Source organism: Tateyamaria sp. LSS28 (assembly GCF_059611725.1).
In genome coordinates this window covers 53,638-69,837 of the sequence record NZ_JCAPFI010000008.1, presented here as the reverse complement: position 1 = coordinate 69,837, position 16,200 = coordinate 53,638, and the positions used below count along the sequence as shown (strand labels likewise).

Genomic DNA, 16,200 nt, shown 5'->3' with positions numbered 1-16,200 from the left:
CCCAATTTAACGCAGAGGGAAGAGGTGGCGCGCGTTCAATGGGATTAAACCAGCCCCAAAAGTGAAAGTGCGCAACCTGACGCCGCCATGATCGCCAATGTCGCCAGCAAACTGACGCGCAAGCGCAGCATCAAAAGCCCTGCGGCAACTGTCAGGCCGATCGCCCAAGGATTGAGGGTCGAAGGGTCTGCGACGGGCAGGGCGCCTATCTTGGCTGTGCCGACATCTGCAAACACGACATGCAACGCAAACCAGACCGACAAGTTCAGGATGACGCCGACCACGGCAGCCGTGATACCCTGCAACGCGGCCGACAGCCGGGGCCGTGTGGCGATGTGATCCAGATATGGTCCAGCCATAAAGATCCAGAGAAAGCACGGCACAAAAGTCACCCACAGCGTCAGCGCGCCTGCCGCGAGGGCAAGTGTCAGACCGCCCTGAGCGTAGCCCGCAAGCAGTGCCACGAACTCGGTTACAAGGATCAGTGGGCCGGGTGTGGTTTCTGCAAGCCCCAGGGCGTCTATCATCTGCCCGGTTGTAATCCAGCCGTGATCCTGGACGACTTGCTGGGTCATATAGGCGAGCACCGCGTAAGCCCCGCCAAACGTCACGACCGCAAGTTTGGAAAAGAACAGGCCGATTTCGAGCAGGAAACTCTGGGCAGTGAGCCATAGCGCAACAAGCGGCGCGAGCCAGAGTGTCCCGAAAACCGCGATGGTGCGCGCAGTTTGGGTCCTGACCGGAGCGGGGTTTGTCACGGCGGCCGCACCATCGGCACGCAACGCGCCAACCAAGCCCGCGCCAATCACGACCAAAGGGAAAGGGGCACCAAACACGAACAACGCAACAAAGGCCGCGCCAGCAAGGCCCCACGCGATAAGGCCGTTCAGTGCCTTTTGTCTCAGCCGCATAAGTGCCTGCAACACGATGACGATGACAGCCGCCTTGATGCCAAGGAACGCGGCCTGCACCATAGGGATATCGCCAAAGCGAATATAGGCGAGTGCGAGAACAAGGATCACGGCGGCCCCCGGAATGACAAAAAGCAATCCGGCAAGCAGCCCTCCCGCCACACCGCGCAACCGCCAGCCCGCATATGTGGCCAATTGCATTGCCTCGGGTCCCGGCAGCAGCATGCAGAGCGACAGGGCGCGCAGGTACTGATCCTCGGTCAACCACTTTTCGCGCGAAACGAGTGTGTCGTGCATCAATGCAATTTGTGCTGCAGGCCCACCGAAAGACAGCAAACCGATGCGTCCGAAGATCTGGATCAGCCGGGACCAGCTCTGTTCCCTCATGCGACCTCCTGCCGATTGGATTGGCGATGTAGCAGCCAGGCCGCGTCAAGAAACGGCAGGGCGGCGTGTATCAAGTCTTCATCACTTTCATGAAGATTGGGCAACACGCCAAGCAGTGATGTGACGGGATTTGTCAGAGTATCAACGGATGTGACAAAATCCAAAAGATCAGGATACCTGAGGCCGGTTGCGGCGAAGCTCTGAGCAAGAGGGGTTTCTGGCAGAGCATATGCCTCAAAGCGCGCGGCAACATCCTGCACATGTTCGGAGGCCACCCACATCAGTATGGCGCGGGGGTCATACCAGCGAAGGATCACCCAAGCAGCAATACACGCATGTGCGTCGCGGGTCGCATGCAAAACCCATGATGTTCCCGGTGCAGGAGAGTCGCTCAACGCAATGCGTGGATAATTGGCGGTACACCATGCGCGGTTCCCGCCTGTCAGTGCTCGTGCGTCAAAGCCCATGCTGCGCAATTGGGCTGCGGCGCCATGCGACAGCTTCAAACCCTTTTGGCAAATAGTGATGACTGGTCTGTCTCGGGCATGTGCAGCACCCCACAGCTGGACGTCGCGGTGCTGGACATGTTGCGCGCCAGGCAGACGCCACGGTTCAGCTTTAATGTCTTCGGTTAGGCATACGTCGATCAGGCACGGCGCCTTGTCTGTTCCCAACAAAGTCAGTAGTTCAAACGCAGATATGGAGTAATACGAATGGTCCATTGCAGCATCCTTTGAGCACAACAAAAGGATGCGACGTTTGGGCCAGTAAGGATGTTCAGCCTGATGGGGCAGTCGCGTTGGCCCCACTGACAAAATTGCGCTTGGATGTCGCGTCCGTCAACCCTTTGGATTGCCGGAAGCTTTGCAGATTTAAATACAACCCCATAACGAAGTCGACATACCGGTAGCAGGCTCAGGATGTTTCAACAGAAAGGAATTTCGAAGCAGAATGGCTGCCGGATGTGGGATACGATCGTCAACTGCACAACAGAGCTTACTGAATGGTAGGTTTCTCGTGTGGACACTGGAGAAAATGGGAGTGCTGACAGGAAGGTATGAACAAAACACTTTGCAGCCACTATCGCAGACGCGTCCCGCCAAGCATGACAGCCATCGCATTTTCGGGAAGTAAGCTGAGTTGCTCAAATAGCGTCAGTGAATCTGTGCCCGTGTAAACTTCGACCATCTGCGTTCCCTCGAACCGTGCGATCACTTGCCCGAAGACATGTACCGGATCACCCGTGTCCGCCGAGTGACTTTTGATCTCAACCAATGCCGAAAGCCAGTCGTCTTGCTCCATGGTGATCGGCAGGGTGATTTCGATGGGGCCAAGCAGTTCGCGGACCAAGGTCACAAGCTCGCTGAGGTCCTCGATCGAAAAGGGAGTATCGCCCATGATCCCGCGCGAGCGGGCGTCGGGCGCAAGAAATTTGGGGATCGCGTCAAGATCGCCCTTGATCCACACCTCGTCGTACCAGCCTTGCAGGGTCTTGACCTTGTGCGGCATGCGCCCCTCGTATTCAATCGGACTATTAACACCACAGCGATAGCGCCACGGCCTTAACAATCCTTGAAGGTATTCAGAAAACACGAAAATTTTTGTGAAAGTGCAGGCTTCTGTTGCCAGGTGCCTGCGAACCCCGCCTAACGCGGCTAGGCGCTAGGGCTTAAAGTCGGTTCGACTAGGACTGCTTACGCAGCCATAGCAACCGGAGCACGATTGTCGTTTGCAATTGTACTGTTTTCGCCGGTAACGGTGGCAGACAGCCGAGACAAAGCTAACACCTTTAGACGTCCGTCGATCCTATTTCGGCCCCATGATCCCCCAAACGAAGGGATATTTGGTGGAGCCGCCGGGTACCGCCCCCGGGTCCGATCCGTTTATTACGAGCGCGTTTATGTCCATAGTCCCGAAGGACATCGATTAGATAAGTGAAGAGCGCACCTTTTGCAATCTGTGAGGGGCTCAGGTCGGGAATTTTTTGAAATGGGAAATGGAAATGATGCTCATTAAGTTTGGAATGTAAGCCTCTGATCAAAAAGGATTAGCGAGCAGAAACCATCCTGCAAGCGCTGCTTCGACACTACCAAAGATCAACACTTTTTTCACCGGAGGTTTGTCAAACACTAAAGACAGACACCGCCCCAAGGCCGCGCCGGCAAAGGCAAAGCCGATCATTGCATAGGCCAATGGTGCATCGATCCAGATGGCAGCGAGCCCCGCCACCACAAAAAGCCCGCCCACAGAGGCGCGCATTTCGCTCAGCCCCATGGTGCTGTGTGTCGGCGCAAGGTCTAGAGCGGAGGCCGTGTACCGCGGTGCTACAAAACCGAAGAGGCCGAAAGCGATAGTCAGGAGTGCGGCGAGGATGTTCAGTATGTCGATCATGCGCGGCACGTAGGGCCAAGTATGGCCCGAGGCAAGTCTAGAAGCTGTCGCGTATGGGTGTGTTCAACCGGTCCTCAAGATCTTTGTTGAAGGCCGCAAGATCGATGCCCGGGTCGAGGTTATCGACCGTTTTGATGTCGACCGAGATATGGCGACGCCCCTTGCTGCGTCCGATGAACGTCCAGAAATAGTCATATCGCGCGGGTTGGAACCGGCCCAAACCGTCGAGCCTGAGCAACAGGACGGGGCTATCGGGGTTGGCTTGCAGGATGTCTTGCGCACCGGACAGGTGTGGTGCAATCACCTCGGGTTCCTGTTGTCGTGTGTGACCTGAGGGGAACAGCAGGATGCTTTCGCCACTGTCGAGGGCAGACAGAATACGTTGCATGCTTGCCTCTTTCTGGGCTTGCCGCTTTTCCGCTGGCCAGGACTTGGGTGAACTGACCGGGATCGCACGGGCCACGAGCATGGGGAACCATTGCATCCAGTTATAGTATTCTTTGTAGTGCACAACGGGCCGGATACGCTGCGTCGTATAGAGGATCGCGGCGATCAACGGTCCGTCGAAGCGGCTGACATGGGTGGCGAGGATCAATGCGCCTTGCGTGTCCTGCAGCAGATGTTTGCCCGAGCAGCTGACATTGTAGAACAGCGAAAAATACGTGCGCACAATGGCAAAGAAAAAGTGGCGCAGCCATTTACCCAATGTTCTATCGATCAGTCGCAACATATTGGGCATTCCGGTACCGCACGTCTCTTCTCAGACAGTTGCGGTCTGTTGCCGCTAGGTCAATGCCTTTTTCAGAACGCGGTCCACAGCCCGACACCACCTACCACAATCAGGCTGAGTGCCCAGACAAGCTCGAGGTCGAACCAACCCCGCTTGAGGAAATTGAGGCCCAACCAGCGGTGCACGGCATAGGCCACGGCCCCGCCAGACCCCATCATGGCAGCGGTGTGCAGCACAGCCACGCCAAGGGCCAGCGCTGTCGTTGCCATCAAGGCGGAGGCTGCGCGGTGACCCGCATCCAGTTCCTCAATTGCACATAGGCCCAGGTAGATCGGCACCAGCATCAAGGCGGCGCCATGCGCGAGTGCGACAAGGAAAGACCACAGCGTAAGCTTGTGCGGAGGAATGCGCGCAAGGAAACGGGGATGTTTGCGCGTGATGGCAAGGTAGACGCCCATCGCGATCACGATCAGCCCCGCGCCAATGCGTATTTCGCCTTGGTAATCGATCAGCAATGTCATCATCGAAAACGGCAGCAGAATGCCCAGCATAGCCACGAAGTGACCGAGCGATAGGGCACCCAGAGCGGGCCAGAGCGCACTGCGCCTGCGTTCAAACAGGGCCGACGACACGGCCAGTGGCCATCCCATGCCGGGGTTCAGGCCGTGGTAGAGGCCGGAGAGGATGACGGCGAGCCAGAGGCCCGCCGCCGTCGTCATGTCCATCTAGACGGATGGGTAGCAGAAACTGTCCGTCGAACAGTCGCCACCTTCAAGCCGGATCTGGTGGCTGCGGTAGCCTTCGGGAAACTTGGTCCAGAAGTTTTCATCCAGCGTCAGTCCGCCATTTTCACCCACGTGGGCCATGACCATCGCCGCACCACGCTCGCCGGGATAGAACTGGTCATCCCAGGTGGAATAAAGCGAGTTGGTCCAGTAGACGCGTTTGCCATCGCGGCTGATCTCGACCATCTGCGGGCCGTATCCAAAGTCCTTGCCATTGGGGTGCTTGGTTTTCTTGACGATGCCGCCAATTTCGACCTTGCCAGCAAGGACCGGGTTCATCGGGTCGGACACGTCATATTGGTGCATTTCACCAAGGCCCCAGCACGCGACATAGAGGTATTTGTCATCGAGGCTCAGGTCGATGTCTGTGACCAGCGGTGGCACCGCACCAAAGCCTTTGAGGAGATCGGGCAGGTCGTCCGCGTCCGCAGGCACGGGGTCGATGGTGATCGTCTTCTTGGCCTGCCATTCACCGTCCTCATCCCGCCACCAGGTAAAGATCGCACCCTGCAGGTTGGTGGTATCAACCACCACGCCACAGAACCCATATTCCTTGACCGGGTCGTGGGCTGGGCGGATTTCCAGCGCCATCTGGTGATTTTCTCCCAGGTCGATGGACTTCGTTACCTTGCGCCCGCGCAGGTCCCAGAAGTGGATCGTGTGGCCGTATTTGTTGGACAGAAGATCCTCGGGCACCACACCGTTTTCAAACTGCGGCGGGAGGCCCCATTCGCTGCTGACCATGTAGTCGCGCGGCAGGTTCCACCAGAAATCGTAATGCTTGTCCTGAATGCCGCGGTCCATCTCGTAGCGGCCCAGAATGTCGAAGGTTTCGCAATCCATGATGAAGATACCGGGAGGGCCATCGGTGCCATCCTCACCACCGCCGCCCAGGGTCGATACATAGATGCCCTCGGGTCCGCAGTGAATGGTGTGAGGGCGGGAATAGCCCGTCTTCTCAAACAGTTCTTCGGGTTCGATGATCTTGTGGATCTTGGCTTTGAGCGGTTCCTTTACATCAATAATGTAGATGCGCGACGATCGGATGCCAGGAATGATCAGGTAACGGCGTTCAAGAAACGCGTGGCCGGTGAGGGGGCTGAGCGCCGAAGAACAGGCATTCCAACCGAAATGGTGAAACTCGTCACCAAGGTTGGGGACATAAAGCTCATGGACGATCTGGCTGTAAGTGTCGCTCGTGGGATCAACATCGACAACCGCAAGGCCATCGGGTTTGGTCCCATCAGGGCTGAGCATCAGCGTAAACGCCAATTTCTCAACCGGGGCTTCCATGGCCATCTTGGGCGAGGGGTGAAATGTGGGATCTGGTCTTAAATTCATAGCGTCCTCCCTGACGTATGGTTGACGATCAGTGCCCGACCCCTCGGATGCCTTTGCGACTTTTGGGGGAAGGATCAGGCGGTCTTGTGCTCCTTTTCTGCGGCCTTTTGCGCGCGGGCAGTGACGACCGAATGGGCCAGCTCTCGCGTGTAGGCTTCTAATTTAACCAATGTCGCGTCGATCTTGGCGGCGTCCCGAGCCTCGACCGCGTCCGCGATGTCCGTGTGCAGCGCCACAATCGCTTCGCGCGACCGGGCGGTGAACGTGATCATGTTCATAAGAGGCTGCATCGCCTCGACCGCACCGGCAAGCTGATAGCTGAGTACCTTGTTGCCTGCGCCATCCACCAATGCCCGGTGAAAGGTGACATCGGAGGCACAAAACGCCTCGTCGGTGAGGCCGGGCTGGCCTTGACGGTGAATTTCCGCCCGCATCGTCGCCAAATGATCCGGCGTACGGCGTTCCGCGGAAAGCGGGGCACAGGCACGCTCCAGCGCATAGCGCGCTTCACAGGCGACATCGAAACTGACAGCATTCATGGACAGCAGCAGGGTCGAGGTCGTGACCTGCTGGGCATAAGCATCCTCGAATCGCAGGCGGTTCACGAAAGCGCCGCCCGTGGCCCCGCGCTGGGTTCTGATCAGCGATTGCGCCGCGAGTCGCTTTAGGGCCTCGCGCACCGTGGGCCGGGATACGTCAAAGTGATCGGCAAGCTCGGCCTCGCTTGGAAGCCGTTGATCCACAATCAAATCACCTGCGATAATGGCATCCCGGATCGCCTTGGCAATCTGGGCAGAGAGATCAACTGTGCTGTCGGGATCAATTTTCATTTGTCATACATTTTAATGTCTGACATTTAATCTGGCAAGCATTGAGTCGCATGAGGTCAGGGAGGGCACATGTCGCACATCGTTCGTTCGACCCTCTGGCTGGGGTTCTTCGGCGCGATTTTGGCGTCGTGGTGGGTCATGTATTCCATGTCGCTTTCCATGGACGTGGACCTGTTTGGCCGACCAGGAGATATGGGCGCGCGCATGGCTGCCATGGACCCGCGCATGCCCATGTACATGCCGATGGCCAATTTTGGTCCGCTGTTTGCCATGTGGGCGATCATGATGGCCGCGATGATGTTGCCGACATTGGTGCCGACCTTGCGCAGCTACGAGGACCTGATGGTGTCGGCGAACGGCACGCGGGTAGGGTGGCTGGGTGTGCTACTGGGCTATTTCGTGGTTTGGGTCGCCTTTGCCGCACTGATCTCGGCTGTGCAACTGGTCTTGCTTTATGGTGGCATCATTGACATGCTCGGCATATCCAAGACCACCACATTTGCGGGCCTGCTTCTGCTGGCCGTCGGTCTGTTCCAATTCACCCGAGCGAAGGAAATCTGCCATGGCGTCTGCCATAGCCCCATGACCTATTTTCTCGGCCACTGGCGCACCGGCTTTGCGGGCGGGTTGCGCATGGGGCTAGGCCTCGGCGCGTTTTGCGTGGGCTGTTGTTGGGGCTTCATGGCCCTTGGCTTTGTCGGCGGCGTGATGAGCCTTTTGTGGATGGGCCTTGCCACGCTGTTTATGGTGATCGAAAAACTGCCCCAGATCGGGCATGTTGTTACAAAACCCATGGGGGTTCTACTGGTGCTGGGTGGTATCGGTGTGCTCGCATATCCCGTTGTTTCAGGAGGATAAGATGGCCGTGAAAAAACGCCCCGACGCGGATAAGTTGCCGGTCAGTCAGCGCATCGACAGCCGGATGCCCAACCCGGGCCGGCGGCAGATGTCGCCCACCGAATGGGCTATCAAGGGCGAACTGTTTCTCAACTGTTCGTGCGAGCTCTTTTGTCCCTGCGTCGTCTCACTTGGCGCGCATCCCCCCACCGAAGGGCATTGCCACGCGTGGATGGCCATTGCCATCGACGAAGGGCATTTCGAAGGCGAGGACCTGAGCGGCCTGAACGTCGGCCTGATGGTCGATATCCCTGGTCGTATGGGGGAAGGCGGCTGGCGCGTCGCGGCCTATGTGGACGAGCGCGCAAGCGGCAAGGCCTACAATGGCATCCTGCAGATCTTCTCTGGCGCCGCAGGCGGCACAACGGGTCTCTTCACCATGCTGGTCAGCGACATCGTGGGCGCCGAGCGTGAAAAGGTCGAGATCGTGCGCGAAGGCAAGAAACGCGGCCTCTATATCGGGCGCAAGATCCAGGGCGAGATCGAGATGATCACCGGCAAGTCCGAGGATCATCCGGTGATGATCACCAACTCCAAGTACTGGATGGGGCCGGATATCATCGCAGCCCGCGGTGTGAAATCCAAGGTGCGTGACTACGGCCGCATCTGGGACTTCGGCGGCAAATCCGCGGAAATCTGCCCGATCGACTGGAAAGGTCCCAAACCATGATCGACGCGGGTTATGTACGTACCATGGCCCGTTACAACGCCTGGCAGAACCGCCAACTGACGGAAATGCTCACAGGCGTGCCGGACGAGGACCTGCGCAAGGATCGCGGTGCGTTCTTCGGGTCCGTCATGGCGACGCTCAACCACATCCTGTGGGGCGACACGATCTGGATGAGCCGGTTCGACGCGGACCTGCCTCCGCCGTCGGTTCCGCCCGAACAGCACAAGGAATTCACCCCGACATTCGCGGTCTGGAGTGCGGAGCGCTTCCGCATGGACGGGACGATCCGCCTTTGGGGCGACCGCCTCGACACCGTCGCGCTCAAGGGCGATTTGTCTTGGCATTCCAGCACCTTACAGCGGGACTTTGAAATGCCGCTTGAAACCTGCGTGGTGCACCTTTTCACCCACCAGGCCCACCACCGGGGTCAGGTCCACGCCATGATGACGGCCGCCGGTCTGACCGCTCCCGTTACTGATATTGTGTTCATGCCAAAGGACGACTGATGGCCGTCATATCTCCGTCACGCCGCCTGCGCCGCACGCCCTTTTCTGAAGGGGTCGAGGCGGCAGGCGTCAAAGCCTACACCATCTACAACCGCATGCTGCTGCCGACCGTGTTCGAAAGCGTCGAGGCAGATTACCGCCATCTCAAAGACCACGTTCAGGTCTGGGACGTCTCGGTCGAACGGCAAGTCGAACTTCGCGGTCCGGACGCCGGGCGGCTGATGCAGATGCTGACACCGCGCGATCTGCGCCGGATGCTGCCGGGACAGTGCTACTACGTGCCCATCGTGGATGAGACGGGCGGCATGCTCAACGATCCTGTTGCGGTCAAGCTCAGCGAGGACCGGTGGTGGATTTCCATTGCTGACAGCGATCTGCTGCTCTGGGTCAAGGGCATCGCTAACGGCTACCGCCTGGACGTGCTGGTGGATGAGCCGGACGTGTCGCCGCTGGCCATCCAGGGGCCCAAGGCCGATGATCTGCTGGAGCGCGTGTTTGGCGACCGCGTGCGCGACATCCGCTTTTTCCGCTTCGACATGTTCCAGTTCGAGGGGCAGGACCTAGCCATTGCCCGCTCAGGTTACTCCAAGCAGGGCGGGTTCGAAATCTATGTGCCAGACAGCGCGCTTGGCATGCCGTTGTGGGACGCTTTGTTTAATTCAGGCGAAGACCTACAGGTCCGTGCGGGCTGCCCCAATGCCATTGAGCGGATCGAAGGTGGGCTCTTGAGCTATGGCAATGACATGACCGACGACAACACACCGCATGAGTGCGGGTTGGGGCGGTTCTGCGACACCCAGACGGCTATCGGTTGTATTGGACGTGATGCGCTTTTGCGCGTGTCCAAGGAAGGACCGGTTCAGCAAATTCGCCCCATCGTTATCCATGGGGATGCGGTGCCGACCTGTGACCGGCCTTGGCCACTTCTGGCCGGTGGCAAACGCGTGGGGCAGGTAACGTCGGCTGCATGGTCGCCGGACTTTAAGACCAACGTGGCCATCGGTATGGTGCGCATGACGCATTGGGATCCCGGAACTGACCTCGAAGTCGACACCCTCGATGGGATACGCCGGGCCACGGTACAAGAGGCGTTCTGGTTATAGATGTGGAACCGGGGCGCTGCCCCGGACCCCGAAGTTTACTTTGCAAGATGAAGCAGGGGATCATCCCCAGAAAAATGGAGAACAAAATGTTCAATGCACTGGTGGTCAACAAGGACGAAGAAAGTGGCAAAACGTCCGCTGCGGTGCAGGAACTGTCGCTGGATGATCTGCCGCAGGCTGAGGTGACCGTAGCGGTTGAGTATTCGACCGTGAACTACAAGGACGGTCTTTGCATTGGTCCGGGCGGCGGACTCGTTCGCAAATACCCCCACGTGCCAGGCATCGACTTTGCCGGGACGGTCGAGGCGTCCGATGATGACCGCTACAAACCCGGCGACAAGGTCGTGCTGACCGGCTGGCGCGTGGGCGAGGCGCATTGGGGCGGCTATTCCCAGAAGGCGCGCGTCAGGGCGGATTGGCTGGTGCCACTGCCGGAAGGCCTTGATACGAGGCAGGCCATGGCCGTGGGTACGGCGGGCTTTACTGCAATGCTGGCGGTGATGGCGCTGGAAGATCATGGTATCAAGCCTGGTCCGGTGCTTGTGACCGGTGCCGCGGGTGGTGTTGGGTCTGTGGCAACGGCCATCCTGGCCAATCTGGGCCACAAGGTTGCTGGTGTGACCGGACGGCCAGAAACCGCAGACTACCTGACATCGCTCGGGGCAACACAGATCGTGGCGCGGGAGGAGATCAACGAAACGGTCAAGCGGCCGCTGGAATCTGAAACCTGGGGCGGCTGCGTGGATGCCGTGGGCGGAGCCATGCTTGCTCGGGTATTGGGGCAGATGGAATATGGCGCTTCGGTTGCTGCTGTTGGTCTCGCGGGGGGGGCAGGTCTGCCCGCGACAGTTGTCCCGTTCCTGCTGCGGGGTGTGAACCTCTTGGGCATCGACAGTGTCATGCAACCTTACGACAACCGCGTCCGCGCTTGGGGTCGCATCGCGAAAGATCTCCCCATGGACAAGCTTGAAGCCATGGTTCAGCCCGCCACTCTGTCCGATCTGCCAAAGCTGGGCGCAGACATTTTGCAAGGGCAAGTGAAGGGCCGCGTCGTGGTCGACGTGAACGCCTGATCGGTCTAGACGGGTCTTCGAACAGCTTTCGGAGACCCGCGATGACCGCCTATGACGACCAGAACATCTTTGCCAAGATCCTGAGGGGCGAAATCCCCAATGTCACCGTCTACGAGGACGATGACACCCTTTGCTTCATGGATATCATGCCGCGCACAGACGGACATTGTCTGGTAATCCCCAAAACACCATGCCGCAATGTGCTGGATGCCAGCGACGCACAGTTGGCCTCCGTCATGTCCACGGTCAAGAAGGTGGCAAACGCGGCCAAGACCGCATTTGATGCCGATGGCATCACCGTTCAGCAGTTCAATGAAACGGCGGGCGGCCAAGAGGTGTTTCATTTGCACTTTCATATCCACCCACGTCACGACGGTGTTTCGATGCGTCCACCGGGCAAAATGGGTGATATGGAGGCGATCAAGGCGCATGCAGAGAAGATGCGCGCGGCATTTTAAGCTTGAACCTGCGATGTAGAAGGGGTGCATAACATGCGCCCCTTCGCCGTTCCTATTTGCGCTTACTCGGCTGGTTGACCGATGGCACCGTCCTCTTTGGCGCGGCGGCTGTCATTGAACAATGCCTTGATCAGCGACAACACCATCAGCACCATGATGATGGTAAAGGGCAGGGCGCCTATGATCATTGCGTCCTGAAGCGATGCCAGGGGGTCGCCCCCGCGTCCTGAAGCCCCCGCGATGATCAAACCGCCGATCACCCCTGTCATGATCAGACCCCAGATGATCCGGTGCTTGATACCTGTTTCCTGCGCGCCGCCGGACATGATCGTGTTCATCACAAGAATCCCGGAATCCGCCGAAGTGACAAGGAACGTCATGATAAGCACCACGCACATGATGGTGATGGCAGACAGAAAGCCGCCCTCGATCATGTAGCTGAGTGTGACAAACAGCTTGTTGGTGTTTGACGCGCCGATGATGGCGCCTTCGGCCACGCCTTGCAGCTCCAGATCAATGGCGGTGCCGCCAAGGATTGTCATCCAGGCAAAACAAACCAATGCGGGTGCAAATACACAGCCGAGAATAAACTCACGGATCGTGCGACCCTTTGAGATGCGGGCGAGAAACAGGCCCACAAAGGGCGAGAACGCGATCCACCAGGCCCAGTAAAACGTGGTCCAGCCCGATTGCCAGCCAAAGAGCCGTCCCTGGCTGCCTGCATCGTACGCTGCGGCTTGTGTCTCGGGTGGCAGAGAGGCAGCCGCACCCTCCAGCCCTTGGGTAAAGCCATCCAGACTACCCCACGCATTTGTCGCCCCACCGTACAGATCGGCTGCAAGCGGTGCGGCGTCGGCCGGCAGAGTGGCGGCAAAGGCATCTTGCGCCAAAGGACTATACGCTTCGAAGCTGAGCGGGATGAACTGGATGATATAATCTACCAGCGCTGTTCCATAGGTCGTCATGGCAAACACGAAGCTGCCAAAGATCACGAACGTCATCAGTAGGATGATTGACAGAACGAGGTTCAGGTTCGACAGGTACTTGATTCCGCGTCCGACGCCCGACACGGCAGACAGGATCGACAGGAACATGATGATGGCAAGTGCCGACAACAGGCCGACGGTGGACGGGGCAGGTGGTGCATCCCCTTCACTGGCACCCATCAACCATTCCAGGCCCGTCACGGCGTAAACACCATCGACGAACTGGCTGACCCCGTAGCCGATGGTGACAGAGACACCAAGGATGGTTGCGACAACGCCCAGCACATCGACAACATGCCCCACGATTCCGTTGGCGACCTTCCCCAGAAGCGGGGTCAAGGCAGACCGGATCGTCAAAGGCATGTCGCGGGTATAGGCATAGTAGGCAAGGCTCAGCCCTGTCACGACGTAGATAGCCCAGGCATGGAATCCGTAGTGCAGGAACGTGTAGCGATACGCAGACGTCAAGGCTTCGGGCGAATTGCCCTCTACATTCCCCGCAACAACGACGGGGTTGGATCCCCACAGCCCAAGCGGCTCAGCCGTCGCAAAGACCATAAGGCCGACACCAAGTCCGGCGCCAAACATCATCGAGAACCAGGAGAAGTTGGAGAATTCCGGGACCGTATCGACGCCCCCCAGCTTTCGCCTGCCTGTGGGGAGTATGGCGAGGGCAAACAGGAAAAACGCAAATGCACCCACAGAGATGATGTAGAATGCATTAAAGCCCTGCAACAACGCCCAGTTCCAGTCATCCAGAGTGCCATTGGCACTGACCGGGAAAATGATGGCCCACAAGACAAGCGCGACCATGATCGCTTTGGACTTGAGGGCGATGGGAAGGCTGTAGCCTTCGTAGAACCCTGACTCCTGTTTGTTGATATCAAGATCCGTGAATGGTTCTTTTATCGCCATGAGATTGGCTCCCTGTTTCTGAGTTGGCCTGCCATCTTGTGTGACCTGGGCATCAGCGTGGGTTTCATCGTTTCGTAAGGTCTGAAAACGACACCCTTTGTCCGCGGCTTCGCGCGGTGCGTGTATTAAGGGTGACAGGGTTCAGGGCGAATACTGGTGAAACAGCGACAGTAAATGGGTGTGATTTGACGATTTTGGGCCGTTATCGGGGATGAACGGTACCGTCGGGTCCGACCATGCAGAAAGCAATGAAAGCCGCGAATCTCTAAAAATGAGACATATTTTGCGGGCAATACGGCCATTTTCGACGCAAGAAACGGCGCTGTTTTTGAAAATTGAAGGCCGTTTTTTCATATCAGAAACAAAAACGGCGTTCTGGTGTCCAATGCGACCTGTACTGTTCGAATTAACACTTCGTTTATGTCTCTACCCGTGCTTTGCTCTTGTCATAAAAACGACAACAGGAAGGTATCTATGTCTATTCAACCTCCATTGACGGAGCTGCCGATCAAAACCGCTGATAGCGGTTTTTATCGAGGGTTCAGCGTCAACGTTGCGGTGATCAGTAAGATCATCATCAGTATGCTCGTCGTCTGGTGCATTGTCTGGCCAACCGAGGCCGGCACGATTCTGGGCGACTGGAACAGCGTAATTCTGGAAAACTTCGCCGCCTGGTACATCTGGGTCGTGACGTTTTTCGTGCTTGTCTGCCTCGGGCTCGCCCTCTGGCCGACTGCAGGGCGCTTGAACCTCGGCCAACCGGGCGAAAAGCCCGAGTTCAGCAACTTCTCCTGGTTTTCGATGATGTTCGGTGCCGGGATCGGTGTCGGCATGCTGACTTGGGCCGTGGCCGAGCCGGTGGCCCACTTCAAGAACAACCCCTCCGTCATCCAAGGCGCCACCACGGCGCTGGGTGAGGATAACGTGCGCGAGGCCTATGTCTGGTCGTTCCTTCACTGGGGTCTGGGCGCCTGGGCGTGCTACGCTATCGCGGGTCTTGCGCTTGCGTTCTTCAGCTACCGCCGCGGTCTGCCGCTGACGATCCGCTCGTCGCTGACGCCGCTGTTTGGCTCTTCGCTGTCGGGCTTTCTGGGCAACCTCATCGATATCGTGGCGGTTGTGGCAACCATTCTTGGTGTGGCGCAAACGCTTGGTTTTGGCGTTGAACAATTCGTGGCCGGTCTGACCCGGATCGGGATTGGCGGCCTGGTGCTCGACGATGGCTCTGCCACGACACTCGGCATCATCGTGGCGCTTCTGGTCATCATGGGCGCGTCGACCCTGTCGGCACTGTCCGGTGTGGGCAAGGGCATCAAGTGGCTCTCCAACATCAACATGGTTCTGTCGATTGTCCTTCTGGGCTTCTTCATCCTGTTCGGCGCGACCTTCTTTGGTGCAGCGGCCTTCTTCGTTGGGATCTGGGACTACCTGATCGCGCTGCCATGGCTCAGCTTCAATGTATACGCGTCTGACGGTGTGGACGGATCCGAAGCGTTCCTGTTGGCACAGTGGCAGGGCTGGTGGCCCGTGTTCTACTGGGCCTGGTGGATCGCGTTTGCACCATTCGTGGGTCTGTTCCTGGCGCGCATCTCGCGCGGTCGGACCATCCGCGAGTTCGTGCTGGGTGCTATGATCGTTCCGTCGCTGATGTGCTTTGTCTGGTTCTCATGGGCCGGTGGCACAGCCATTGACCTGGAACTGAACGGCGATGCCAATGGCGTCATTCTGGACGCGGCCAATGGCGACAAGATCTTTGCCATGACCGAGTTCATGTTGGCACCAATTGCACAGGCACTGGCATGGGGCATGGCGGTTCTGATCGTTGTGTTGCTGATGACGTTCCTGGTGACGTCCGCAGACTCTGCCGTGCTGATCGTGAACACCATCAACGCGGCCGGTGACGAAGGTCCAAAAGCGCGTCCCCACATCCTGTTCTGGGGTTCAGCCCTTGGCCTTGTTGTGGCAGGCCTGCTGATTTCCGGCGGGACCGGGGCCATTCAGACGGCCATGGTGATTGGGGCGTTGCCGTTCTCGATCGTGATGGCGTTGATGTGCATCGCGCTGATCAAGGCGATCTATAATGATGGTCGCCGCGAGGCCGCAGGCGTGCCCGCCGTCCATTCGGAAATTCCGGGTGCGACGGGCAATGGCTTGCCGGCTGAGTAAGACCTGACTTCCCAGTTGTCCTTGATGACAGCTGGGATAGCATTGAAAGGC

General features: G+C 58.2%; 16 protein-coding genes and 1 other RNA gene. 7 read left to right on the top strand and 10 right to left on the bottom strand.

Going from position 1 to position 16,200, the window contains the following annotated elements; all coding sequences use genetic code 11:
* Positions 1-44: 44 nt before the first annotated feature.
* The 9 genes from chrA to AC53L6_RS21200 all read right to left on the bottom strand — a co-directional run bounded on the left by chrA (position 45) and on the right by AC53L6_RS21200 (position 7,375).
* Complete coding sequence (gene chrA, locus AC53L6_RS21240) at positions 45-1,298, bottom strand: chromate efflux transporter (RefSeq protein WP_496909290.1); 1,254 nt, start codon at positions 1,296-1,298, stop codon at positions 45-47.
* On the bottom strand, positions 1,295-2,020 hold the full coding sequence (locus AC53L6_RS21235; protein ID WP_496909289.1) for a rhodanese-like domain-containing protein: 726 nt from the start codon (positions 2,018-2,020) through the stop codon (positions 1,295-1,297). The genes chrA and AC53L6_RS21235 overlap by 4 nt, the downstream gene beginning before the upstream one ends.
* 358 nt (positions 2,021-2,378) lie before the next feature.
* Complete coding sequence (locus AC53L6_RS21230; RefSeq protein ID WP_496909288.1) at positions 2,379-2,807, bottom strand: nuclear transport factor 2 family protein; 429 nt, start codon at positions 2,805-2,807, stop codon at positions 2,379-2,381.
* A gap of 99 nt (positions 2,808-2,906) precedes the next feature.
* Positions 2,907-3,258: a transfer-messenger RNA gene (gene ssrA / locus AC53L6_RS21225) on the bottom strand.
* A gap of 77 nt (positions 3,259-3,335) precedes the next feature.
* A complete protein-coding gene (locus AC53L6_RS21220) occupies positions 3,336-3,689 on the bottom strand; it encodes a DUF4345 family protein (RefSeq protein WP_496909287.1) in 354 nt (117 codons plus the stop codon).
* Positions 3,690-3,726: 37 nt separating this feature from the next.
* A complete protein-coding gene (locus AC53L6_RS21215; protein WP_496909286.1) occupies positions 3,727-4,428 on the bottom strand; it encodes a lysophospholipid acyltransferase family protein in 702 nt (233 codons plus the stop codon).
* Positions 4,429-4,490: 62 nt separating this feature from the next.
* Positions 4,491-5,138: a hypothetical protein gene (locus AC53L6_RS21210; protein ID WP_299702452.1), complete on the bottom strand. Its 648-nt coding sequence runs from the start codon at positions 5,136-5,138 to the stop codon at positions 4,491-4,493.
* Positions 5,139-5,144: 6 nt separating this feature from the next.
* The gene (locus AC53L6_RS21205) at positions 5,145-6,545 is read right to left on the bottom strand and encodes a selenium-binding protein SBP56-related protein (protein WP_299196276.1); all 1,401 of its coding nucleotides are present in this window, start codon (positions 6,543-6,545) and stop codon (positions 5,145-5,147) included.
* Between the two features lie 74 nt (positions 6,546-6,619).
* Complete coding sequence (locus tag AC53L6_RS21200) at positions 6,620-7,375, bottom strand: FadR/GntR family transcriptional regulator (RefSeq protein ID WP_496909285.1); 756 nt, start codon at positions 7,373-7,375, stop codon at positions 6,620-6,622.
* Positions 7,376-7,444: 69 nt separating this feature from the next.
* Between AC53L6_RS21200 and AC53L6_RS21195 the strand changes: the two genes are divergently transcribed.
* The 6 genes from AC53L6_RS21195 (at position 7,445) to AC53L6_RS21170 (ending at position 12,082) form a co-directional block, all read left to right on the top strand.
* The gene (locus AC53L6_RS21195; RefSeq protein WP_496909284.1) at positions 7,445-8,233 is read left to right on the top strand and encodes a DUF2182 domain-containing protein; all 789 of its coding nucleotides are present in this window, start codon (positions 7,445-7,447) and stop codon (positions 8,231-8,233) included.
* Position 8,234: 1 nt separating this feature from the next.
* Positions 8,235-8,942, top strand: coding sequence for a DUF1326 domain-containing protein (locus tag AC53L6_RS21190; RefSeq protein ID WP_299196282.1), 708 nt, complete (start codon positions 8,235-8,237; stop codon positions 8,940-8,942).
* Positions 8,939-9,448, top strand: coding sequence for a DinB family protein (locus AC53L6_RS21185; RefSeq protein ID WP_496909283.1), 510 nt, complete (start codon positions 8,939-8,941; stop codon positions 9,446-9,448). The genes AC53L6_RS21190 and AC53L6_RS21185 overlap by 4 nt, the downstream gene beginning before the upstream one ends.
* Positions 9,448-10,551 (top strand): dimethylsulfoniopropionate demethylase, encoded by a 1,104-nt coding sequence (locus tag AC53L6_RS21180; RefSeq protein WP_299749005.1) that lies wholly within the window; start codon positions 9,448-9,450, stop codon positions 10,549-10,551. Before AC53L6_RS21185 ends, AC53L6_RS21180 begins: the two co-directional genes overlap by 1 nt.
* A gap of 86 nt (positions 10,552-10,637) precedes the next feature.
* A complete protein-coding gene (acuI, locus tag AC53L6_RS21175) occupies positions 10,638-11,624 on the top strand; it encodes an acryloyl-CoA reductase (protein ID WP_496909282.1) in 987 nt (328 codons plus the stop codon).
* Positions 11,625-11,665: 41 nt separating this feature from the next.
* Complete coding sequence (locus tag AC53L6_RS21170; protein ID WP_496909281.1) at positions 11,666-12,082, top strand: HIT family protein; 417 nt, start codon at positions 11,666-11,668, stop codon at positions 12,080-12,082.
* Between the two features lie 62 nt (positions 12,083-12,144).
* Here the strand turns inward: AC53L6_RS21170 and AC53L6_RS21165 are convergent, their stop codons facing one another.
* Positions 12,145-13,983, bottom strand: coding sequence for a BCCT family transporter (locus AC53L6_RS21165; protein WP_496909280.1), 1,839 nt, complete (start codon positions 13,981-13,983; stop codon positions 12,145-12,147).
* Positions 13,984-14,457: 474 nt separating this feature from the next.
* Between AC53L6_RS21165 and AC53L6_RS21160 the strand changes: the two genes are divergently transcribed.
* Entirely contained in the window at positions 14,458-16,149 is a 1,692-nt protein-coding gene (locus tag AC53L6_RS21160) for a BCCT family transporter (protein ID WP_299196295.1), read from the top strand.
* Positions 16,150-16,200 lie beyond the last annotated feature (51 nt).

What these genes read in the sequence shown, in the direction of transcription:
- AC53L6_RS21195 (WP_496909284.1), top strand. Translation starts at nt 7,445, where the DNA reads ATGTCGCACATCGTTCGTTCGACCCTCTGGCTGGGGTTCTTCGGCGCG.
- AC53L6_RS21160 (WP_299196295.1), top strand. Translation starts at nt 14,458, where the DNA reads ATGTCTATTCAACCTCCATTGACGGAGCTGCCGATCAAAACCGCTGAT.
- AC53L6_RS21205 (WP_299196276.1), bottom strand. Translation starts at nt 6,545, where the DNA reads ATGAATTTAAGACCAGATCCCACATTTCACCCCTCGCCCAAGATGGCC.
- acuI (WP_496909282.1), top strand. Translation starts at nt 10,638, where the DNA reads ATGTTCAATGCACTGGTGGTCAACAAGGACGAAGAAAGTGGCAAAACG.
- chrA (WP_496909290.1), bottom strand. Translation starts at nt 1,298, where the DNA reads ATGAGGGAACAGAGCTGGTCCCGGCTGATCCAGATCTTCGGACGCATC.
- AC53L6_RS21215 (WP_496909286.1), bottom strand. Translation starts at nt 4,428, where the DNA reads ATGCCCAATATGTTGCGACTGATCGATAGAACATTGGGTAAATGGCTG.
- AC53L6_RS21165 (WP_496909280.1), bottom strand. Translation starts at nt 13,983, where the DNA reads ATGGCGATAAAAGAACCATTCACGGATCTTGATATCAACAAACAGGAG.
- AC53L6_RS21180 (WP_299749005.1), top strand. Translation starts at nt 9,448, where the DNA reads ATGGCCGTCATATCTCCGTCACGCCGCCTGCGCCGCACGCCCTTTTCT.
- AC53L6_RS21220 (WP_496909287.1), bottom strand. Translation starts at nt 3,689, where the DNA reads ATGATCGACATACTGAACATCCTCGCCGCACTCCTGACTATCGCTTTC.
- AC53L6_RS21185 (WP_496909283.1), top strand. Translation starts at nt 8,939, where the DNA reads ATGATCGACGCGGGTTATGTACGTACCATGGCCCGTTACAACGCCTGG.
- AC53L6_RS21190 (WP_299196282.1), top strand. Translation starts at nt 8,235, where the DNA reads ATGGCCGTGAAAAAACGCCCCGACGCGGATAAGTTGCCGGTCAGTCAG.
- AC53L6_RS21170 (WP_496909281.1), top strand. Translation starts at nt 11,666, where the DNA reads ATGACCGCCTATGACGACCAGAACATCTTTGCCAAGATCCTGAGGGGC.
- AC53L6_RS21200 (WP_496909285.1), bottom strand. Translation starts at nt 7,375, where the DNA reads ATGAAAATTGATCCCGACAGCACAGTTGATCTCTCTGCCCAGATTGCC.
- AC53L6_RS21230 (WP_496909288.1), bottom strand. Translation starts at nt 2,807, where the DNA reads ATGCCGCACAAGGTCAAGACCCTGCAAGGCTGGTACGACGAGGTGTGG.
- AC53L6_RS21210 (WP_299702452.1), bottom strand. Translation starts at nt 5,138, where the DNA reads ATGACGACGGCGGCGGGCCTCTGGCTCGCCGTCATCCTCTCCGGCCTC.
- AC53L6_RS21235 (WP_496909289.1), bottom strand. Translation starts at nt 2,020, where the DNA reads ATGGACCATTCGTATTACTCCATATCTGCGTTTGAACTACTGACTTTG.